Annotated in this window: 12 protein-coding genes; 7 read left to right on the top strand and 5 right to left on the bottom strand. The window is 57.7% G+C overall.

The window, feature by feature from the left end; genetic code table 11:
- Position 1: 1 nt before the first annotated feature.
- The 3 genes from CGA21_RS28685 to dsr1 form a co-directional block, all read right to left on the bottom strand.
- Complete coding sequence (locus CGA21_RS28685; RefSeq protein ID WP_188265594.1) at positions 2 to 5,428, bottom strand: hypothetical protein; 5,427 nt, start codon at positions 5,426 to 5,428, stop codon at positions 2 to 4.
- 666 nt (positions 5,429 to 6,094) lie between these two features.
- Positions 6,095 to 6,886 (bottom strand): tetratricopeptide repeat protein, encoded by a 792-nt coding sequence (locus CGA21_RS28680; RefSeq protein ID WP_188265593.1) that lies wholly within the window; start codon positions 6,884 to 6,886, stop codon positions 6,095 to 6,097.
- 358 nt (positions 6,887 to 7,244) lie between these two features.
- A complete protein-coding gene (dsr1, locus tag CGA21_RS28675; RefSeq protein ID WP_188265592.1) occupies positions 7,245 to 11,024 on the bottom strand; it encodes an anti-phage defense-associated sirtuin Dsr1 in 3,780 nt (1,259 codons plus the stop codon).
- A gap of 179 nt (positions 11,025 to 11,203) precedes the next feature.
- On the opposite strand from dsr1, the gene CGA21_RS28670 reads away from it, so the two are divergent.
- Entirely contained in the window at positions 11,204 to 11,683 is a 480-nt protein-coding gene (locus tag CGA21_RS28670) for a GNAT family N-acetyltransferase (RefSeq protein ID WP_188265591.1), read from the top strand.
- 65 nt (positions 11,684 to 11,748) lie between these two features.
- On the opposite strand, the gene CGA21_RS30535 is transcribed toward CGA21_RS28670, so the two are convergent.
- On the bottom strand, positions 11,749 to 11,898 hold the full coding sequence (locus tag CGA21_RS30535; RefSeq protein WP_188265599.1) for a DUF1214 domain-containing protein: 150 nt from the start codon (positions 11,896 to 11,898) through the stop codon (positions 11,749 to 11,751).
- A gap of 186 nt (positions 11,899 to 12,084) precedes the next feature.
- Here CGA21_RS30535 and CGA21_RS28660 point away from each other — a divergent pair, with 186 nt between their 5' ends.
- Entirely contained in the window at positions 12,085 to 15,957 is a 3,873-nt protein-coding gene (locus tag CGA21_RS28660; RefSeq protein WP_188265590.1) for a hypothetical protein, read from the top strand.
- A 609-nt stretch (positions 15,958 to 16,566) separates the two neighbouring features.
- On the opposite strand, the gene CGA21_RS28655 is transcribed toward CGA21_RS28660, so the two are convergent.
- Positions 16,567 to 16,914, bottom strand: a complete 348-nt coding sequence (locus tag CGA21_RS28655; RefSeq protein ID WP_188265589.1) for a hypothetical protein — start codon at positions 16,912 to 16,914, stop codon at positions 16,567 to 16,569.
- A 113-nt stretch (positions 16,915 to 17,027) separates the two neighbouring features.
- Here CGA21_RS28655 and CGA21_RS28650 point away from each other — a divergent pair, with 113 nt between their 5' ends.
- The 5 genes from CGA21_RS28650 to CGA21_RS28630 all read left to right on the top strand — a co-directional run bounded on the left by CGA21_RS28650 (position 17,028) and on the right by CGA21_RS28630 (position 22,866).
- Positions 17,028 to 18,593: a recombinase family protein gene (locus tag CGA21_RS28650; RefSeq protein WP_188265588.1), complete on the top strand. Its 1,566-nt coding sequence runs from the start codon at positions 17,028 to 17,030 to the stop codon at positions 18,591 to 18,593.
- Positions 18,590 to 19,501: a ParB/RepB/Spo0J family partition protein gene (locus tag CGA21_RS28645; RefSeq protein WP_223194294.1), complete on the top strand. Its 912-nt coding sequence runs from the start codon at positions 18,590 to 18,592 to the stop codon at positions 19,499 to 19,501. The genes CGA21_RS28650 and CGA21_RS28645 overlap by 4 nt, the downstream gene beginning before the upstream one ends.
- Complete coding sequence (locus CGA21_RS28640) at positions 19,501 to 20,403, top strand: plasmid partitioning protein RepB C-terminal domain-containing protein (RefSeq protein ID WP_188265587.1); 903 nt, start codon at positions 19,501 to 19,503, stop codon at positions 20,401 to 20,403. The genes CGA21_RS28645 and CGA21_RS28640 overlap by 1 nt, the downstream gene beginning before the upstream one ends.
- A 41-nt stretch (positions 20,404 to 20,444) precedes the next feature.
- Complete coding sequence (locus CGA21_RS28635; protein ID WP_188265586.1) at positions 20,445 to 20,654, top strand: hypothetical protein; 210 nt, start codon at positions 20,445 to 20,447, stop codon at positions 20,652 to 20,654.
- Between the two features lie 502 nt (positions 20,655 to 21,156).
- Positions 21,157 to 22,866: a pentapeptide repeat-containing protein gene (locus tag CGA21_RS28630; RefSeq protein WP_188265585.1), complete on the top strand. Its 1,710-nt coding sequence runs from the start codon at positions 21,157 to 21,159 to the stop codon at positions 22,864 to 22,866.
- Positions 22,867 to 23,010: the final 144 nt, after the last annotated feature.

Genomic DNA, 23,010 nt, shown 5'->3' with positions numbered 1-23,010 from the left:
GTTACACCTCCTGCGCGAAGCCCGGGACCAGCGGCAGCTGGACGAAGCCGACCAGACTGGCGCCGCTGGCCTTGTCCTTCAGCGTGAGCGCCACGCTCGGGAACATACGGCGCGGCTTCAGGAACGGTCGCGGCTGCAGCCACACGCGCGGCGTGAAGGGCACGGAGCACAGCCACAGCATGCGGCTGCGTAGGCGATCGGTGCGGCGCACATCGAAGGCCGAAGCCGGCAGCGGCTGCATCACGACGCGCAGCGTGTCCAACTCGACGCGGCCGGGTCTGTCGACCGGCTCGGGCGATTCGAGCAAGAGCCCGGCGCATTGCCATGCAACCGTATCGCCGGCGTCCTGGCGGCGCCACAGCATGCTCACGCGCGGGCGCACCGGGGCGGGCCAACCGTGCAGCCCGATGGACTCCAGGGCGGCTTCGAAATCGGCGTCCGAGCCATCGATGGCGCCCGGCGCGAACGCGGCAGCGGTGATTTCGATGTCACCGCTGCAGGCTGACGGCGACGGCGCAAAGCCAATTCCACCGAGCATCTCGGCAGGCTGGCGCCAGCGCGAAGTGCGGAAGGTGATGCCGTCCAGATGGCCATCAAGCACGTCCGGATCGTCGGATTTGGCCAGCGCAAAGACCTCGTACCAGGCCTGCGTGGTCAGCGGCGACAGCGTGCGCAGTGTGCCGCCCGGGCTCGGGATGGCACACGGTGCCGTGAGCGCGACCTCGGCGCGCCGCCGATCGGCCACGGACAGCCCCGTCTTGTCCTGCAACGCAATCCAGAACGGGTTGATCTCGATGTCTTCGCCGGCTGCACCCGCCGCGTCGACGCGGCGCAGGCCGAGCTTGAGCGTGTAACCGTAGACCTTGGCAAGCGCGACCACGTGCGCCGCGCTGAAGTGCACGTCCAGCGGGTCATCGGCAAAGCGGAAAGGCTCGGATTGCGCGGGCGTGTAGCCTAGCAGGAAGCGCTCTAGCATTTTCGGCTCGAAGAGGTCGCGCTTGCGCCGCACGAAGTCGATGTAGGCCACCTTGCCGTACACCGGGCTCGCGGGCACTGCCATGCCAGCGCCCGCCTTCTTCACCGTCGGCTTGGGCGTGGTGCGGAAAAAGAAGCTGCGCTCGGTGCCGGGCGGGTTGTCCTTGTCGGCTCCCGCAGGCAGGTAGGCGACCTGGCCCCAGACGTGGTCGGCCTCGCTCTTCGCGCCCTTGTCGTCCTGGCGGTAGATCCAACCTTCCCAGCTCATCGACACGTCCAGGCGATAGGTGTGGCCGGGCTCCAGGATGGCGTGTATGCCTTCGCCGCTGGTCTGACCGCTCTGCTGGGGCTGTTTGGCGGCGGCCTGGACCTGGCGCGCGGCCTCGGCCTGCGCCGCGCCGTTGCGCAGCGCCGCTGCGGCCAGCGCGGCCGCGGTCATTCCACCAAGACCCAGCACCGCGAGCGGCTCGCCGAGTTTCCAGTGGATCTTGATGCTGCTCACCACGCCTGCCGTCATCGGCGCGAAACGCACGGCCGCGCGGCCATCGGGAAGGGGCACGCGCTCGACGGGTTTCCACGTCTCGCCGCGATCGTCGACCACGCCCACGGCCAGCGTCGCATCGGGAACGCTCGGGCGAAGCAGCAGCCACAAGCGCGCTGCGCTCAGCGGCTGGTCAGGCTGGAGCAGCGCGGACTGGGTCGGCTCCAGGCGCTTGAAGCCGATCAGCGTCGGCGTGCCGACGCACGGCATCGCGAGTGCGCCATCGAAGGGGTGCTCCAGCGGCAGTGGCGGCGCGAAGCTTTCGAGCGCCGCGGCGCTGAAGTCCATCGGCGGCGGCAGCAAGGCCGCGCTGGCCGGCCCCAGTGGCAGGCCGGGCAGCGGCGATGCAAAGGGCGTGAGCATGGCGCTGAAGTGACTCACGCAAGGGTCCGCGCTCAAGCGATCGGCGGGTAGCACGAAGGCGGCTCCGCGCGCATCGGCGTTCCAACCGACGGCCCAGCCTTCTATGGCGCGCACTTCGCGCTGGCACGCAGTGGCCGAGTCGGCCAGCGGATCGCTGTCGGAGCCCGCCCCGCCATCGGCAAGCCGGGCCAGGTGCAGATCGCCCTGGTAGGTGAGCAGCACCAGGTCGCCGGCCTGCGGCCGCGTGCCGATATCGCCATCCTTGCCAGCCTGCCAGGCCGCCTCCATGGGGCCGGCAACGAGCGTGCCGGGGCCATCCGGATCGCCGGTCACGTCGTACAGCGCCAGGCCGCTGAGCGTCCACTCGTAGCGCAGCATGTCGTTGCCGATAGGTTGTGCCGCAACACCGCAAGGGTACAGGCCGATCGACTTGAACTGCGGCACGCCGCCGGGCTGGGCCACGTATGACGCGGCCAGTTTCGGGCTCATCGCGAACGACAGGTGCAGCAAGGTATCGGGCCACACCTGGTCGGCGTCGCGGATGTCCTGGTGGCGCACCGCCAGCTTGCCCACCCGTCGGTACTGGTCGTCGATAAGAAAGGCACGGTGACCGCTGATCACACCGTTCACAAGGTCATCCAGCGGGTGCACGTCGGGCAGCGGCACGGTGAGCTTAGGCTCGTCGTTGATCGACATTTCGACGCAGCCCTCGATCTCGGTGAACAGCAGGTCGATGTGGCCACACAGGCGCGCGTGCATGAAGGCGGGCGCGTTCTCTACCTTGAGCAGCGAGAGCGTCGCATCCACACCCACCGAGAACGGGCCGAGGTGCAGCGAGCCGCCCGCCGCGCCGAAGCCCGCCAGCGTCAACGGATGCGTCGCGAGCAGCAGGTCGGCACTGGCATGCACCTCTGCCCAGGCAACCGGCTTCGGCCCGATGGCCGTCTCGAAGCCGAAGCCAAAGGCGATGACGAGGCCTTCGGCGATCGTGATGGGGCCGCCGCGTGGCCACTTTTGGATGCCGCGTCCGCGCAGCATCAGGTAGGCATCGGCACGCGCGCCGATGAGCTCGGGCAGCACCGTAGCACGCATCGGCCCGAGGCCGCGGCCGTCGGGCGGCGAAGCATCGCGATAACCGTCGCTTCCTAGGTAGATGAACCAGTCGTCCGTCTTCCCCTTGGCCACCGGGAAGTGCGCGCCCAGCGGTACCTGCACTTCGAGCAGCACAGGCACGTTGAGTTGTCCCTTGAGCCCGATGGTCACGCCGTCGGACTGGTCGACCACTACGGCGCCGAGTAAGGACAGACCGGGATCGCGGCCCGTGGGCGGGCGGGCATTGACGCGCATGCGCGGGCTCAGCACCGTGCCCCACAGCGCACCGCGCACGGCGATGTCGGGCACCGTGACGAACAGCCCGCCACGGCTGGAGAACGCGAAGCCCAGGTCGGGCACCGTGCCCAGCACCGCCCGCGCGCCGATGGTGAGGTTATCGGCGCTGAAGACGAAGTCGGTGTCCGGCTCGTGGCCCCCCCAGGCGAGCTGGTAGCCGATGGGGTCGGGGTCGGCCGGCGGCGGTGGCGCGGGTCGCGCATTGACGCCGAACGAGCCAGAGATGCCGTAGATGCCCAGCCCCGTGTTGGCGATGGGGATGGGGCCCGGCAGGTCCATCCCCACCTGCACGAAGAGCCAGAAGCTGTCTTCCGTGGGCTGGTACAGCAGCTTGCCGTCGGTGGCCAGGTTCAGCGGCAGCAGATACACGTCCAGCGCCGCGCTGATGCCCCCGTTCGGACGCAACATGATACGGCCGTTACCATTCACCACGCCGGGCACGTTGATGCTCGCATCCAGGCCGCGCAGCGAAGCCGAAATGCCACCGTCGTCGCCGAGCGTCGCGCGGATGGTCGCGCCCGAGACGCGCACGGGCCCGAGATTGAGCTTGAAGCGCAAGTCGACCTCAAGCCAGGTAGACCCGCGCCCCGAGCGCGTGCCGAGGATGTCGAAGATCGAGCCCGGGCTGTCGACCTGCCATGCGCCGGGGTCCTCGATTTCCATGTCGGCGCCGCGGAAGTCGAGTTTGACCGCATCGGCGCCCTGTGCGCCCGAGAAGTCGAGGGTGAGTCCGACCTTGCGGTTACGCACGCGCATCGGCTGCACGTCGTTCATCTGCACCGACAGCACACCCACCTTGATCGGTTTGACGAGCACATCCACCGAGTAGTCGAGCAGCAGCTTCACGCTGTCGCCCACCGGCAGGCCATGCCCGGTGCTGGACAGCTCCACGCCGTGGAGGGTGAACCGCCCCTTGTTTTGCAGCGCCGCGCTCAGGCCGAGCGCGGCGACGAGCAAGGCATGAAGCACGACACCGCTGGCATCGCCGCCGCCCGGCGCCTTGTCCGCGGCGATGGCCGTGGCGAGCGCGGCGGCCGCGACAAGCACGCGGGCCACCGGCCCGCCATCGGGCGCCACCACGCTCAGAATGCCCTGCGGCCCTTGCGACTCTACGCCCAGCGTGATGCGTGTTTGCGGATCGCCAACGCTGCGCGCGAACCGCAGCCGCGCGATGACAGGCTTGCCGGCCATCAGGCGCAGGCCACCTCCTGCGTCGGAGAGTTTTTGCTGCGCGCCATCCAGCGGCAGTTCCATCGCCGCTTCGACCAGCGTGGGGATGAAGTCCTGCAGACCGCTGGCGGCCGGATCGCGACACTCGATGCGTACTGCAATGCCCGGACGCGCGTCGGTGGGCGGCACGCGCGTTGAGAGGGCCAGGTCGATGCCTTCGCCCGGTGCGAGCCCAAGTTCGACGAAGGCGTCCACCGCGTGGCCGCCGAGCAGGGGCACGCCGGGAGGCAGGTAGACGCGCGCATGACGCACGACGAGCCCACGCCATGCAGGATCGTCCGCGCGGGACGCCACCGCGGCGCCATCGAGCATCGTAGGACCGGGTGAGGCGGCATCGACGGAATCGTCGATGACGAAAGCACCGCCGGCGCCGGGTGCGCTCAGTTCGAGGCCGAAGCCGCTGTCGCTCAGCAGCACGATGGACGGCACAAGTAGGAGCTCGATGATGCCGGCGGGCTGTCCTTCGGTCGGCGACAGGCGCAGCGTCGCCACGCCACCGGACTGCCCTTCGATGAGCAGCGTCACGGCGACGCCGGCGATCGAGACCTCGCCGGGTGCGGCCACGAGTTTCTCCTCGTCTCCGCTCACCACGCGCGTGGCGGGCTTGAGAAAGCCGCCCGCCGCGCCCGCCGCGAACTCGAACACCTTGCGCGCTGGCGCCACCGAACTGAGCACCACCCAGACGCGAAAGCCCATGGCATCACTGATGAGCCGGAAGCGCGCGGGCGTGGGTGGCGGCGTGAGATCGAGCGTGAGGAAGGCAAGGCTCCTTTTGCCGGAGAGCGTGACCTCACCGGCAACGTCGTTGCCGTCGGGCACCGCCTCCGCACTGGTGAGCGCAGCCAGCAACTCGTCGATCGCGGGAGGCAGGGCAATGCGCTTGAGCAGGCCTCGCCGCTCTAGGGACTGCTTGATGGTGTCGATCGCCATCGGGCCCTCCCCTGCGGCATCGTGGATTAGTTCGGCATTCGCGGTTGTGTCACCCGCGCGGCCCCTTGGCCGTACCGTACTTCAGTAAGCGCGCCTGAACTCGCACACATGCAGGAGCGGGGTGCCTCGGTTCACAAGGGCCTACCCGCCTAGACCGCGGCAAGCCTGCGACCAACTGGTTCAGATGTGAGATCGCGTCATCCTGGCGCCTCCCTTCGCCGCATGGGCAGCGGGGATATCCAGCAGCAAGCCGGCGGCGCCAACGGGCTGTTAACACACCAGCGTAGTACCACCTTGCTGCACCGTCGCCCACAACCGATCAAAGGACAGCCGGACAGCAGCCAATCGCGAACGGCGGCTCTTGGCCGATTCTGTTGAAAAAGTAGGCTCTGATTTCCACGGTAGAAAAGTACGCGCTTGAGATTGAAATCTTTACATTAAGCAGAGGATTCCGGGGTCAGATTTCGTGTAGCGGCGCGCAAAAAACGCATTTTCAGCGGTCAGTATGTGGGCGGTCTGTAAGAACCGATTTTTTCAACAGAATCGGCCGTTGTCTGCCGGTCACGACCGGCTGTTCCTGGTCGATTTCAGCCCTTTGCGACATGCAGAAATCGGCCAAAAGCAGACGCTCGCCTTGTCGGAGGGACCTGCTCAATCGGGCGGTGCTCACCCGACTTTCTTGGCCAGACTGTCCCGCTTCCGCTTTACGCCAATCTTTGGGTCCAGGGCCAATGCTTCATCGAAAGCTTTGACAGCCTCTCGCAACTCACCTAGGGCCTCATGCGCCAGGCCCTGCAGCTTCAAGGACCTGGCCTTCCAAAAATCAACCTGATCGGCACCGTGTTTGCGGGCCCGCCCGATGATATCAAGCGCCTGCCGAGCCGTCTCTGCAGTCAAATCAGGCGACTTCAGCAGCGCCTTTGCAGCCGGAATAGCAAACTCGTAACGGGGTGACACGAGCTTGGCTTGAGCAAGCTTCGCCGCATCGATAAAGGCCCCTTTGCTGTCGTATCGGAATGCGCCAAGGTCCTTGAGATGAGCAATTACTTCTGCCGTGTCCTCATCAATCGAATACCGTTCAGGCCATCCGGCGAGCGGATCAATAGAGTAACGAATCGACCGTTGCCGGACATCAATGAGGAACAGCTTGTGTCCATCCTCGGTGGTGCTATTTGCAGTCTGGAAGAGTGCGAACAGGCCATTGCTCGAGATCTCACTCATCAGAATGTTTGCCGTCACATCCTTGGCGGTCACGATCTGGCCGTTAGGTTCGAACACATTGAACGTGCCAGACAGCGAGGACCCAAAATGCCAGTCCTCAATGCTGAAATGTCCACTGTCGGCGACATGCCCACCATTCGGTCTGGCCATCTCGCCACGGACAACGACCTCCCCGGCCTCAGCGTCATACAGCAGGTAGGATCCGTTGCCACTCTCGCGATGACCACCAATGCCCATGGAGGGGACAGAGTCCGACCAGGACAACACCCATCGACCGTTCGGCGATCGTGAATGGAGACCAACGTATTCGCCAAGCCGAAATATGTGCTTGTCCTTAATGGGGGAGTCGGTTTCGGCGGCCACACGCGTTGGCACAGATGCCGTGTCTAACGCTGTGACAGGGGCAGATGTCGCATCAGTTGCCCTGATCGGCGAACCCGGGCTTATGTCATCCGGCCCCCTTCCACACAGCAAGTTCTTCAACGTATCAAGCCACCCCATGCCCTTCTCCTTGGTCTGTTAGTCCTGCCTAGTTCACGCTGTCCGCTTCTTCAATCCAGCGTTGCCGCCTGGCTGTCATCGTCCTTCGCCTTTGTCATCCCCGCCCACGCATGTGTAGGAGTATCCGCAACTGTTCGTAGCGATTATCCGCCACCAGATCTGGCGCAGCGGTCCGGATTTCGTCCAGGCATGTGGGAAGATCGCTCGGCAGCCACTGGGTTTGCTCACCAACCACCTGGCTCAGAAAATCTAGGGTCTGTTCAGGGAATTTCGCGCAGAGCCCGGACTTTTTGAGCATACGCACCGCGGTATCGGGATGGGCCAATGGTTGTAACCACGCACGAAGCAACGCCAAAGCCGCAGGGAATGCGTCGTCTGCTGCGACACATAACCGTGACATGACTTGTGCAATCGCCGGCGACATGAGGTCCCGGCTCTTGGGCCAAAGGTTGTTGATATAGGGAGCCACGCGGTTCGCCCAGTAGTCTGCACGCTGATCACCCGCCCCTTCTAGAGCATTGACCAGTGCATTTGCTGCGAACTGCAGCCCCTCTGCAGGCAGTGCTCGGATGGCACCCGCAAGCTCGGAGGTCGTGAACATGTCGCCTGGGTCCAGCGCAGCAAAGGTCAAAAGGGAGGCGTATTGCCCGCCGTGCTTGCCCAATGCAGCATAATGGCGGGCCGTGTCCAGAAACGCAGGCTTCAGCACCTCCAGCAGAGGGCGATATATGCGGGGTGACCACAGAAACCCCTCCCAAACCGCGCGAGCTTCCTGCTCCGAGAGCTGCCACGCGAAGTGAGGCAGCAGGTGCTCCACAGCCCAGTCACGGTCAACCCGGAACAGTGCAATCACATGGGCCGCGAGCAAGACACGTCCGTGTCGATACTTCTCGACACCGCTATCGCAAATTTCTGTAAACGTGGGCTTAAGCTCTATTGGCAACCCTTGCCCATCCTGCAGTGACTGCCGATACCACCAATTGAGTAGCGCCTCAGTGACTTGTCCCACGGGATGATTGATCGCACGTCCAACGGGGTCGTCCGTGTCACTGCCTTCGTGGTTGTACAGCTCCAGGACGCGACGCCCGAGAGTAAAGAATTCCTCTTCGTGGCCCACAAAGGTTTTAGCTATGGTACTCAGCCAGTAGCTCACACCGTGAGCAAGAGACGCCAGGGCATCATTCGGTGCCCCAGCCAGAACGGGCGCCATGTATCGCCAGGCACGGGAGACAAGCTTAACCTCTGACCATGCCTGCAATGCCTCTCGCCAGCGATTAGTCGGCCAAACATCCTCTTGCGCCAGTGCCCACAAGGCACAGGCCGTGGTTGCAAAATTATCGCGGCAACGCTCCCTCCAATCGTCTTGTTGAAAGTAGACACTGTCTTGATGCTGCTTTAACCATTCAATCAGTTCACGGCGTCTGCGTGGTGTGGCAGAGAACTTTCGCCACTCATCGTCACCGCCTGACCAGAAAGGAAACTCGTCTCTCTGATCTGGTTGCAAAACCCAGTCTGGGTACTGTTGGCTGAGCGCATCCAGACGCTGCTGCCCCTCCGGGCTCAAAGTGGCACCGGCGCCGGCGACTTTTGCCAGCCGTAGCCATATTTCCCGGTCCAGGATATGAGCCAGTTTCTCAGGTTCGTTGAATCCGTCGAACATTGTGTTAGGGGGGCCCGCGAGAATGGCTTGTTCAAGTTCCAGAACCATCGCAGGATCGCCTTTTTCCACCAAGGCAACCAGCAAACGTGTGGATTCGCGCTCAGTCTCCGATGACCAAAGCCACCAGTGATCATCCGCCAGCAGCCAGTCAAGCGCTCGGCGGTTGTCTATGACATTACCTTTCGTTGCAGCAAAAAAAGCCAGGCGCTTGAAGATTGGATACGGGGTGGACCACCAGATCTCCGCCTCGAGCGCTGCGCGATCAGGGGTAACAGCGGCCGTGGCCAGCCAGGAATCCCGCGTCAAGTCGATGAGCGCCGTCCAGTCGTTGTACTCGTTGTTCTGTGGATGTACATCGATTGATGGTTGCTGCATATAGGTTCGGTCACGCTTGTCATCAGCGCCCCCCAGCTCTCGCATCTGATCGAGTGCGTCTCGTAACAAGCCAGTGAAATCGGTGAGCAACCCAGGAAGTGCTCCTTTCCAGCGTTCGTCGCTGGACAGTTCCTTCAGGTTGGAATGGACGTTCTCCGTAGACAGCACAATCTCCCATTCAACCAAATCCTTGAGGTACTCGGGCTCCTGCCCTTCATCCTCGTCGACACCCACGCGGTACGGTTCACGCAGCGAAACGCGTGGTGTCAGTAAATCCCGCAGTTCCATACGTAGGGCGTTGGTGAGCCCATCGTGATTGAACCGATCTCGCCACCGGTATAGGTCAAGTTCACGGATCCAGGACTTACCACGCCCGCGGAGCAATAGTCGCCAGAGGGTACGCATCCAGGGGCCGGGAATTGCGTTGGGGGCACCAGCACGAATGCGGGCCAACTCGTCCGTATTTCCCTCGCGCTCCAGATTGGCCAACTCCTCCAAGCGATGCTCAATCCACACCCCCAGTTCGTCGTGCAAGCGACCTCCGCGATTGACGAGCCAAAGCAGCAGTTTTGGGTCATTCAGGTGACGGATTAACCACCTCGCCAGCTCTCTCATTACGCTGTCCCACTCGCTGCCGCGAGCGCCAGCGTCTGCGAGCGTCATGAGAGGGGCTAGCTGATATGGCGAGGGCCTGGACAGCAAACTGAAGGCGAGTTTTCCATCGACTCCGGTCTTTGGTGGGACACCGTACCGCCCCAGGTCGGTATGGCCAAAGCGCGTTTTACTTAGCGGCTCCAGCCAATCCAGCGAAGGCACCGGTTCAAGCTCGGCGAAGCGCTTGGCTGGCAGGCCGTTAAGATCACTCAGTGCCCAGAGTAGACGGCTGACGAAGTCGTCTTGTGTAGTGCTTGCCAGAGGCCGAGCAATCGCGCTTTCAATAACGATGCGTTCCTTGCCGCGCACACCGTCGCGGTAGGTTGCCGCCCATGCCTGCAGGGTCTTGTGCAGGTAGGCATGATGGTTGTGTTCCATGTAGAGGATCGGCGTGACGTTTTTGGCCTTCCACTCGTTGGAGCGAATTTCCTCCTTGCCCTTCGCGAAACTGCCGAAGGCGTACATCTCCGGCGGCGACTCGCCAAGCAGACGATCAGCTGCAAGAGCGTCCATCATGTAACGAAGCACTGGATCAGCGATGCTGTATCCAACGAAACAGACGGTGTAATTGCGAAATAGCTCGCTGACGAAGCGTGCCGCCCACCGTTCAGTGAGGTAGGCCAGTCCAAAATCACCGCTGGAAATCACCAGGCGATCCAGCTCACCTGCATTGGGAGCTTTGCTCAGTAGGCCATGGAGATACACCAGCCCGTCCCAGCGATTTTTTGGCACGGGCAACAGTGGTGCCTGGAATGGGTGCACGGTAAAGGGCGACGCAGGGATTACCTCTTCGAACAACCGGTCAAAGTTGGTGGTGATCAACCGCATGCGCCCATCGCGAGTCCTGCCCAGGTTCAACAGCGCTTGGTGGGTTGCAGTGGCCTTGGGCGAGGTAAGGTCTGGCTTGAGAATGTCAGCCATGGTCCGCCGAACTCTCTCCCGCCCGACATCCGCCTCAAGCAGCCCCACGGCAGTGTCGTACTGCTGGGACTTGATTGCCGCTTGCTGCACCGCGCTCGGGACCGGCGCCAGCCTGCTATACAGCTTGGCTACCAACCCACCGAATCCCGGCAAGCGTGCAGGGTAGGAGATGCCCGCGCCGCAAAAGAACACCACGCGCCCCTCCTCGTGCGCCTGCAGCAAGCGTTCGGGGATGTTGGGGCCATTTTGGACGAATTGCGGCATTCAGCGGGTCTCGATAAGGGGGATGGGACTGGTAGAGGTTAGGCAGAGTTGGTCAACGAGTCAGATGGATGTTTATCTCTCTGATGAGATTATTCGATACTGCTCAAAAATGCCGGGCAAACCGTACGCCCATGCCAAAATGTTCATCGCCCAGAACGGCGCCCTCAAAGAGAAACAAAATGTCCCAAGCTCAAGACCCGCTTCAAAGCCTGCTCGCCTTCCAGGAGGCTCTAACGGCTGGTGTGATCCAGCCACTCCAAAGTCCTCTGTACCCTGACCTGATCACTTTCCACGACGATGCAGACGGTAGCCCCCGGTTCACCTATGCCCTGATGGAAGGGAACGTCGTCAAGGCCATCGCTGTGTACTTCTTGGATAAGGCCGTTGGTAACACTCCCTGTTTTGACATCGGCTACGCTGTTGCCGAGCGCTACCGACAGCAAGGCAACGCTCACGCTGTAGTCGAAAAGAGCCTGGCCCAACTCAAGCACGAAACGCGGGGAAAAGTGCACAAATTGTTCGTCGAAGCCATTGTGCCGAACTCGAACATTGCATCACAGAAGGTCGCGGCCCGAGGGCTCTCAACCCCCCCCACCGAAATCGTGGATGGCGTTTCGGGTCGGCCTTCCCAGCAATATCTACGGCTGATAGAGGTCTGAGCGAATGGTTTTGCCAATGGCACCTTCCTAGTTCAGAGCTCAGGCGCCGATCATCCAACCTGGATTTAGTTGAATGAATCGTCGCGCTCGAGGGAGTTCACGACGAAGGAGCCGTCGTCCAGGTTGTACATCGAGATCGACCAGAACGCCGACACCTTGGGTTGCTGGCCCGGCTTATAGAGAATCAGGTACTTCTTGTCTCCCGTAACTGACAGAGACGGTCGTCAGTTTAGAGTGCTCACCGGCAAAAAAAACTCGGCCAATCCAGCAAAACGACCAGCGCCGAACGAGCTGCAAATCTCCGACGAAGAAAAGACCTAGGGGCCGTTTCGGAATCAAATGCCCCGGGTGCAGCGTACAAGGCCGTGTGGGATACTTTATGCTTCACCTGAGGATCAGCGATGGCTCTACCGACCGACACCCTAGGACCGTTTGACGTCAGGACTGATGACCTGACCCAGATCGAAGCTGGCCAAGCCGTCGAACTGTTCCGACAGCTTCTTGTAATCGAGGCCATCAAGGCCGGCATTCCTATCACCGGCGTCGATGTCCCGGCAGCAATCAACGTTGCCGATGGCGGAATCGACGCCGAGGTCGTCGTCGCCGGCCTGTCCGGAGCTGTGCTGCCAGCCGGCCTAATTTCCGAAGGTCGGACCCGCTACCAAATCAAGACTGGGAGCTTCTCTGCCTCAACGCCCTCTGATATTCGATCGCTGGTCGTCCAACCTAAGTTCGCCAAAGGCGACCACCGGCGTACAAAGGACGAACTCCAGCCACGAGTGCTTAGCTGTTTCGAGAACGGTGGGACCTTCGTCGTGGTGCTTTTCGGCTCCGATCTGGTCGGTACCGCAGACGATCACGGGGCGATTCAAGTCAGCGAGTTCATGACGGCAATTGATCCGTCGTTCGCGCATGTCGCAGTGCGGATTATCCGAGCGAACCAGCTGTGCTCGGCGATCAAAGTACTGGCACCCGGCATTGCAATGCGACTGAACCGCGTTCAGGGCTACGACGACGCCGTCTTCCAAGACCTGTCGTTCATGGCTGACTCCTGCGACCTCGAGATCAGCGTTTACCAGCCGACGGAGGAACTTGACAGAGCTGCTGAGCAAATAACGCGAGCTGCCGACAGTGTCAATGGATTCGAGCACGTGCGTGTGCTGGGAGACGCGGGGGCCGGTAAGACACACCTTATGTATCGTGCACTCAGTGCTTCGCAACTCAGTGGCTGTGTCCTGTACTGCCGGGATCCAGAGGAAGCCCTGACTAGCGGGCCGATGATGGCGTTGCGGCAGATGGCACGGAATACCACCATCATCCTGGTCGCAGATGAATGCGACCTAGACACTGCAGTAGCGTTGACGGCGTTGTTCAAGAAGCTGGCGATCAAGATGCTGCTCGTGACAGCAGATAATGTGGCTGAGCCTGCCAGTGCTCATGTGAACACGCAGGTTATCGATGTGCCGCGACTCGAACAACCTGTGGTCGCAGATATTTTCCAGGGCTATGGCATCCCCCTGGACAGCGCAAGCTGGTTAGCAAGCTTGTGCGAGGGTTCGCCTCGGGCGGCTCACCGGCTTGGCCAATACATTCAGAACAACCCTGACCAGCATCCAGCTCAGCAACTGGCTCACCTAGATGGACTCTGGGACCGTATCGTGTGTGCGCCCCACAACATCGATTCTTCCGAGGGGCGAGACAGGCTGGCAGTGATCAGGACGCTGGCGCTGTTCCGGCAGGTTGCATGGGATACTGCAGAAGGGCCGGCGGTGCAGACCGCGGTGTTGGCCGCGTTGAAGTATCTAGACCAGGGTTTTTCTCAGCACAGGCTGTCACACTCTGTCTCCGCGCTGCGAAGACGACGGGTGCTACAGGGGCCACGAACGCTGCTGATATCTCCGAAACTCCTCCACGTTGCCATGTGGAAGAGCTGGTTTGAGCAGTACGCCCACATGGTAGATGTCCTGCAACTGCGAGAGGGGCTCGAGGTCCGTATGCAGCAGCATTTCGATGCCATGCTTGAGTTCGCCAGGGAGTCAAAGGCAGCGACAGCATGGGCGGATCGTCTGTTGGGAGAGGACGGAATATTTAAGTCTCTTTCGGGCTACAAAACCGCCAGTGGCGCCAGTCTTTTTTTCGCGATAGCGCAGGCTAAACCCAAGGTAGCCCTGCGCCGTTTTGCTGCTGCCTTGGGTTCTGAAACAGTTGAAAGTCGCCATAAGCTCATCGGAGATGCGCGACGCACTGCTGTCCACCGGCTCGAGCAACTTACAATCCCCGCTGAAACGTTCTTCGAAGCCGCGGAATGCTTGCTGCTGCTGGCCGAGTCCGAAAACGAGAGTTGGTCCAACAACTCGACCGGCGTATTCATCTCACTGTTCAGCCTTGGACATGGCCCTGTTGCCGCTTCTGAACTGTCGCCCGTCGACAAAATCGACTACTTGCGCAAGTTGCTGCACAGCGAGGTGCCGTTCCGAAGGGATATTGCCGTTCAGGCCTTGGGCAAAAGCCTTGACCCTTTCATGAGCCGAGTTAGCATCGATGAAGTGATCGGGTTGAGGCGTCTGCCAGACCGCTGGACGCCGGAGACCTACGGCGAGCTGTACGACGCGTATGCAGCCCATGTGAGGCTGCTGGAAGAAGCTGTCGACTACCTGCCAGCTGCAGAAGCCACTGAAGCAGCGACGGCGATCTTGAGCCACGTCAGAAGCCTTATCTTGATCGTCCCGCTGACCGCAACGATCCTCGTCTTTCTGCGCCGAGCCGCAGAGATACCAGGCTTGCGCAAGCAGTGCATCGAGACCATCGTGGCCACCCTTCACTACGAAGGCAAAGCGTTGTCTGAAGCGGTTAGATCTGAGCTCCACGCTATCCGGGCTGACCTTACTGAGTCTTCTTTCTCGAACAAGCTTCACCGCCATGCAGGTATGAAGCTGATCGAAGACAATTTCGACTCTGAGGGCCAGTACTCTGATGCGGCGGGGTCGGAGCTAATGCAGCTTGCAGCCGACGTTGTAGCAAACCCTGAGTTGTTGGCTCCCGAGCTGGCATGGCTTATCACGGAGGAGGCAAAGAACGGATTCCAATTTGGGAAACTTCTCGGTCAAACCGATAACCTTCAATTATGGCCCTTCATTGTTTCGGCATGGATCAAAGCTGGCGAACAGCGATCCGACTTCTTCATTGGTGGCTATCTCTCCGCATGTCACGTCAAGAACATTGACTGGTGGGAACATACCGTCGAGAGGCTGTTTGAGAACGCTGAGCTTCGCAGTTCCGCGCTTGGTCTCGTCTGGCGCTCGGGGATGAGCGACCGCATCGCTAGGTTCCTCCTGGCAATGGGGAAACAAGGCGATATCGACCCGAAGGCTTTTCGCTTGTTCGTCTATGGAGGTATCGTCAACCAACTGCCACGAGATGTATTTGAAAGCATTGTCGATCTGCTACTGGAGAGCGATGACCCGAATGCGCTCGATGCAGCGCTGGATCTTCTTGATTCACGGCTGCGAGGTCACGCCAACGAATTCAGCGTCCTTTCGACCCGCATCGAGCGAGTGTTGAGTTCGGCAGTGTTCGTTGAAGGGGCGACGAGTAAGCATTCGAACACCATGCTGCAGTTCCGCTGGAAGGAGCTCGCGAACCGACTGCTTGACTTCAATCCCGATGCTGGGGCGAGGCTAGCGGTGAGCTGCATTGCTAGTTTCGCTAATGTCAACAGCATTACCGATGGCTTCCACCCAGATTCGTGGAAGTTCCTTTCCAGGGCAGCGCAGGCAAAGCCCTCCATCATCTGGCGAGCGATTGCGCTGCGGCTAGAAATGCAACGAAAAGATGTAGGGACTTGGCATCTGTTGAGCTGGCTTCGAGGTGGCCTATCGATATGTGAGACCGACGAGTCGGCCCTAGAGGCCATCCCGGCGTCTTTAGTCTTTGAATGGGTCGATGTCGACGCCTTACATCGCGCATGGCTTCTTGCCGAGCGTTGCCCACCGATCATCTCTAGAGCGGATGAGCCGACCACCTTCGCGCGAAAAATTCTTGAGCGTTACGGTGCAATTGAGCAGGTTCGGCGTGGCTTGCACGCCAACAATTTCACTGGGAGCTGGAGCGGGCCAGCTAGCGATCATTACCGTCAAAAGCTCTCAGCTCTGGACGCCCACTTCGATGTCGAAACCAACGACAACGTGCGCATGTGGCTAAAGGAGCATCGCGAACAGCTTGAACACCTCATCGAACAGGAGGTGGAGCGGGAACTCCGGGAAAGCGAGTATTGAGGCCGATGCGTCGCTTCACGAGGTCAGGGCTTGGTCAGTTCTCGCGGCTAAGATACGCCTCGTGTGAGCGTGCCTGCTGCTTTTGACCGAACTCTGCCGTTGCTCTCCGGCTGCTATGGGTCGTTTTCAGCCGGTCACGACAGGCAGAAAACGGCCAAAAGCAGACGTTCATGAACTACCGCTTCTCACCCAGACATGCCCTTCACATTGTCTCAGCTTAGGCCCGTCCCATTCTTGAAATCGTCTCGGTTTGCCAGTACTTGTAAGTCAACGAAGCACGGAAAGTAATCATGCACGCAAGATTCAGATTGATTGAGACCACCACAATGGAAGATGGCAGCAAGCGTTACAGGGTGGTTGATCTTGTCGAGGGAGGCTCATCTAGCAAGCACGGCGTGTTCAAAGTTAAGGCGGAAGCTGGCCGAGTTTGCTCGCTCCTGAACCCAGGGGATCAGCGTCAAAAGGTGGGACTAACATCCCTGAGCCTTTGAAATACGCGCATGTGCTACCCAAGCACAGGGTGCCATTACAGGACTGCTGAAGCCGTACGGCGGGGCAATTTCCGTTCAAAAGGTCCATTTTGCCAATGCCAATATATTCGGCTGATATCTACTGACCGGTCAGCATTAAGTAAGAGTCAATTCCCTCAATCACCGTCTGAAGCCTTTGCCTAAGCACAGGTAGCTCAGATGCCGTCAGAGCATTCGGCCTTCCCGCCATGCCCAGAAACGCAGCCAAGGCCAAGTCAGAATGCTTCACCAATGCCACCAAATGCTTACCACTCGGCCCGCTGCTCCCAGCCATCCAGTTTTTCACCGTTTTCTCATTCGCATTCGTCCAACGCATCAAAGTCTTTGTCGCTTGGTGCGTTCCCCCGAGCTCCATATGCAGCGCCCTAGCGATGCCGTGTGCGTACTGTTGTTGAGCCAGAAAAGAATTGCCCGTTTTCGTGAACATTTTTCCCTCCCCGGTCTTCTACCTTGTTTAGAGCCACTTTTTAAAAAACGAAGTCACTGATCACGGTTTCCGCTTTGCTTTCGGAGGCGGCTGATCAGATTGAGGACTTGCCGATGCAAACTCTCATTGGCGCGTACAATACTAGCAATGCCTCAACCGCAGCCTTTGCAGCGGCGTATGTGCGCATGTCCACAGAGCATCAGCAGTATTCGACAGAGAATCAGCTCGATACGATCCGCCTTTACGCAGCAACCCATGCGCTAGAAATCAATAAGGTTTACACCGACGCCGGTAAAAGCGGCTTGCGCTTGGAGGGCCGTGATGCCCTCAAACAGCTCTTCTTCGATGTAGAGAAAGGGCTAGCCGATTACTCGACAGTCCTGGTCTATGACGTCAGCCGTTGGGGGCGCTTCCAAGATCCCGACGTTAGCGCCAGTTACGAGGTGCGCTGCCGCCAAGCTGGAGTATCGGTTCAGTATTGCGCAGAGCAGTTCACCAACGACGGCTCACCGGTCTCCAACATCGTCAAAAGCGTTAAACGCATGATGGCAGGCGAATACAGCCGAGAACTCTCGGTGAAGGTATTTGCTGGCCAAACGCGCCTAATTGAACTGGGGTATCGCCAGGGCGGCCCAGCGGGATACGGTTTGCGCCGGCAATTGGTCGACGGACACGGCTCACCAAAGAACGAATTGGGTGTTGGAGAACATAAAAGCATCCAAACAGACCGTGTCATTTTAGTGCCTGGCCCTCCAGCTGAAATCGAGATCGTGCATCACATCTATCGCCTTTTCGTTGAGGAAGGTAGAAGTGAGCGCGAAATCGCGGACTGGCTGAACTCGCAGGCAGTGCTAAATGATCGCGGAAAATCGTGGTCGCGAGGTACGGTTCATCAAGTGCTGATTAATGAAAAGTACATCGGTAACAACGTGTGGAATCACACCTCTTTCAAACTGAAACAAACGCACACGCAAAATCCTCCTGATGAATGGATACGAGCGGACGAAGCCTTCTGCCCCATCGTGAGCGTCATCCTTTTCAAGGCTGCTCAGTCAATCATCCAAACACGCTCCTACCGCATGCCCGATGAGGAAATGTTGTACGCCTTGAAGGCCATCTATCAACGCACGGGTTATCTGTCGGGGATCGTCATCGACGAGTCTGAAGGTTGTCCATCGAGTAGTGCCTATCAACAGAGGTTTGGGAGCTTGCTTCGCTCCTACTCCCTGATCGGATATTCGCCTGCACGTGACTACCGATACATCGAAGCGAACAAACGCCTTCGGAAAATGCACCCACTGCTCCTGCAGCAAACGACGCAAAAGATTGCGGAGGTTGGTGGAAAGGTCTCGGTAGATCCAAGCACCGATCTGATGCTGGTCAACCAGGAGGTTTCGATCTCGTTGGTGCTGAGTCGTTGCCAGGTATCACCGGCAGGCAGCAGGAGATGGAACGTCCGGTTCGATCACGGCTTGAACCCCGATCTGACAATCGCTGTTCGGATGAAGGAGCAGGAAGAAGCTGCCCTGGACTATTACATAATTCCATCAATCGACATTGAAACCCCTCGCCTGCGCCTTGCTGAAAGCAATGAGGCCAGCCTCGAAATTTACCGATTCGACACCTTGGAGATTTTGTCTGAACTAGCACGCCGCAGTGAGTTTAGGAGGGTCGCATGACAGCTATCGAGACTCATCGCAGAGCACTGATGCACATAGCCGAAGAGACGAACATTCAGCTCATTCCCATTCAAGAAATTCGGGTGCTCAATCCGCGGGCACGTAACAAGCAAGTGTTCGCCAGGCTAGTGGAGAACATATCGGCGTTAGGTCTCAAGCGGCCTATTACAGTCGCCCCTACGGTTGGTGGTATCGAACCCTATGAAATCGTATGCGGCCAAGGCCGCTTCGAGGCGTTGCAGGCACTGGGGGAGAAAAAAATCCCCTGCATCGTGGTGAGCGCCAACGAAGCGGATCGATACCTGATCGGTTTGGTTGAAAACCTCGCGCGTCGAAAACATTCTAACCGTGAGCTTTTGGCCTCAATCCAGCTCCTCTCAGATCGTGGTTATACCTGCCCCCAGATTGCCGAAAAAACCTGTTTGGATGCAGGGTACGTTCACGGAATTTTGGTTCTCCTGCGCCAGGGTGAAGAACGTCTAATCGCCGCCGTTGAAAAAGGATGGTTATCAATAAAGTTAGCTATGGAAATTGCTCGCTCTAAGGACGCCGATCTCCAGCAAGCCATGATGGAGGCCTACGAAAGTGGTGTACTCAAAGGAGAACAACTGATGAGGGTGCGCCGCCTCGTGGATAGGCGCAAAACCTTCGGAAAACGGTACGGCCAACAAGCACCTCGCACTGAGAAACACACGCCCCAAAAGCTTCTTAAGGCTTATCAAATAGAAGTTCGCCGCCAGAAAGTCATGATCAAAAAGTCAGATATCAATGAGCAGCGGCTACTGATCATCGTCACCGCGATGCGTAAATTGCTCGCTGATGACTATTTTAAAACGTTGCTTCGTAACGAAGATATTCCGGATATGCCGAAGCCGCTGGCCGACCGGATCTTTGGAGAGACGCCGTAATGTCAGAGGTCAAGCAGGCATTCGAGAGTCGTGTAATCGCCATCCCCCTAGACCGAATTCTTCCCTCGCGAAAGGTCGATCAACTGATAACTGGCAGCAAAAAGTACGCAAGTATTTTGAGTTCAATTAGAGAGTTGGGAGTCGTTGAGCCATTGGTAGTGCACCCGAAGCCTCTGGTCAGGGGCGGAGTAGCTTCGTTCATGCTTTTGGACGGACATTTTCGTTTAGAAGCACTCAAGGCGCTGGGAGCAATTGAGGCGCTTTGCTTAATCTCAACCGATGATGAAGGCTTTACCTACAACCGGCAAATCAACAGGCTGACGCCGATTCAAGAACACAAAATGGTCGTTACGGCTCTGAAAAAAGGCATTGAAGCGTCACGGATTGCATCAGTGCTTGGGATCAACGTGGAACGGGTTCACGAAAGAGAAAATCTGCTGAAGGGCATCGCCCCTGAGGTAGCGGAGATGCTGAAGGTTCGGATGGTATCGCAGGACGTTTTTCGCGCCCTTCGACTCATGAAGCCCATCCGCCAAATCGAAACGGTTGAAATGATGATCTCAGCCAACTGCTTCACACGAAATTATGCACGAATGGTCTTGGCAGCATCGCGACCGGAGATGTTGGTTGAGTCGAAGAAGAAACCGAGTGACGTCAGTGCAGTCGACATAGCGCGAATGGAGCGGGAGATGGAAAACCTACAGCATGATTACAAGCAGGTAGAAGACACTTTGGGCGAGACGATGTTAGTGCTGGTTGTGGCCAAAGGTTATCTTGTGCGCATCCTGCGTAACGAACGCATCGCAGGCTATGTCACTCGCTACTACGCAGAACTGCTCGAAGAGCTGATGTCTATTCTGGAAGCGGTCACCTCTGATGCCAGGCAGCTAGAACGGGAGTAGCGCATGCCTGCTAGGCTGACGTTTTCCATGGAGGATTCATAATGCCGAACTCTGATCTGCTCCCTTCCCTACTGTTCAAGATCAATCAGAACCAATTAGCCCTAGAAGCCGCGATCATGGAGCTTACCCTTTGGGTCGAGCAGCGCGGCTCTGGTGAGGTTGGAGGCAATGTACGCGGCGCGCTGCAAACGATCAGCAAAAATGAGGAGTTCATCACGATGGCGCTTGCGGTGCTCATGACACCGGAATGATTTCTTCCGGATCGAAGCAAGCGCCACGTAGCTGCCTCTGGAGAAGGGCAGTTATCGGCCAAGAGCGGATAATAAACTTAGCACTGAAGAACTCAGAAAAGGGGCACCCTTGCCCTGCGGGGGGCCCAAATGTAACGCGCCCTTGAGCCCCGATAAGTGAACGAGGACGCCACTGCCAGAATGTGGGCGAGATGGCTCGATTGAACGATCTAGAAACTTCTGGACGCTAACAAATGACTTTTTAAGTGGTTTGCAAGCTTCGCTTCTTCCTCTTGACAGGCACCTCAAGTTCGACGTTGGTAATTAAACGGCACCTCAAATTGTATTTTGGCAAAGCCCTACTACGCTGAACACAAACTCAAGAGGATTATGCGATTGCTTACGATCGCTTACTACGCCTGCGCCTAAAGGCCGAGTCATAATAAACAACCAACAGCACCGTTCAATGAATGTTTTTTATGAACTCTGTTTAAGCTTTTACGCCACATTTGGTGTCCGACAAATGAACGACGAGCCAACAAACCACATTCAACGCCCTCCCAGCGATGACGGCCCGCAGAAGCTATCCCCTCAAGAGGAGAAAATTGTTCTGGAAGCGGAAAAATTGCAACTGGAACAACAACTTCTCCGCCATCAGCTTTCCCGCACTTGGCTAACTATGGAGTGGCTGAAATCAGCTACAGTACCCGCTGCCATAATAGGCGCTGCAATAACTCTCTATATCGGCTTCGGCCAAATCGAGCAGATGGAAAAGAATCGTAGTGCCGACCGTTTTGATGCAGCTTTATCGCGTCTATCGGACTCAAGCACCATTGAGCGACTCACAGGGGTTTCGGGATTACGATTATTTCTGGTTGATGGCGATACGCGGCTTCGCAAGAATGCGCTTCAATACCTCGTAAATGCCGTTTCAATTGAAACAAATGAAATCGTACAAACTGCAATCATCAACGTATTCCATGACTTGAAGTATTCACACCCAGACGCGGACTTACTTGACAGCACACTGCGCGCAACCCTAGAGCAAAACAGAAATCTCACAAGCTCAATACTTGCAAGGTATAAATCGCGAGTTCATGCTCGCAATGTTGAAATAATAGCCGGCTCGATGAATAAAAAATTATCGCCAAACGAGATACCTGACCCCATCCCTAAGAGCTTCCTCGATAAGCTTTCACAAGCCGACTACTTGAAGATTAAAACTTACACTTTAGGTCGTTTTGAAGGTTTGGATGCAGCCCAGGAAGTCCCATTGAAGGGGTTAGCAATGCTGGTTTCAATCCTTGTTAATCTGGGTGCTAAAAACTATGACTTTTCCGGAATATTTTGCGAGGGCTGTGATTTTCAAAATGCCTCAGATCTCAACGATACAAATTTTGAAAAATCATTTCTGGCGAGGGCAAACTTCACACGCGTCAGCTTGAAAAAGTCGTATTTTTATAACGCCGATCTCAGTAGCACAGTATTTTTTTCAGCAGATCTATCAGATGCTTTTTTGTATAACAATACAGATCTATTCAAAGATAACAATAAAGTTGGTGTTGATTTTCCTATATTAGAGTGTGCAAATCTACAAGGGGCAGATTTATCCGGCACACCGCTCTTGGTTTTTACACGCAACTATGGCACAAAAACCAAATTGACTCGCGAAAAAGAATTCACAGTTGCATCTCCGCGTTTAAAGCTGGTAAAAATTGACAAAAATACAAAGCTAGATAATTTCAACATAGCGACCCATACAACTATATCGAATGAGTATGCATCCAAACATCCAAGGGACGATATTTTATTGCCGCTGCAAAAATTCGCGATGCCATCCGCTATCGACCCATTCCTTCTAGACCAATGGAGTGTACTTCAGTATGTGAATCCACAATTTCCAAATTTCATGTATCGAGAATATGAGGTGAAACCATCATCAACAATGTATGTTCAATACACGAACATTGACTCCTTGGCTATTGAGAATGTTCGCTCTGAAACAGCAGAGTATCTCAGAGGGTACTTGTCGCAGACTGCACTAGCCGACATCCCACTAGTAAAAGCTTTTAGTACCGCGATCGGAGACGATAAAAAGAAACAGTATGGAGAGAAAAGATTTGAAAGGTCCACTGATATTTCATGCGATGCTGAGCTGACTCCTAATACTGCGTATTTGATCAAGATAGGCTACGTCGACGTGGCGCCTCAGCGAAACTCTCAAGCTCGTTAGTTTAATGAGTGATGACTGGCGGTCTCAAGGAGCAAGTGCAACAGTCAGTTAATTTTCTAGGTTTGCTCAGCGCAGCGGTATTCGCGCTTCCAATGCATCATTGCAATGGCCGCCTGAGCGAACCGAGCCAACCCGTTACACACG

The sequence above is a fragment of the Pseudomonas sp. PSB11 genome (genome assembly GCF_014596605.1).
GTDB lineage: Bacteria > Pseudomonadota > Gammaproteobacteria > Pseudomonadales > Pseudomonadaceae > Aquipseudomonas > Aquipseudomonas umsongensis.
This window is presented reverse-complemented; position numbering and strand designations above follow the sequence as displayed.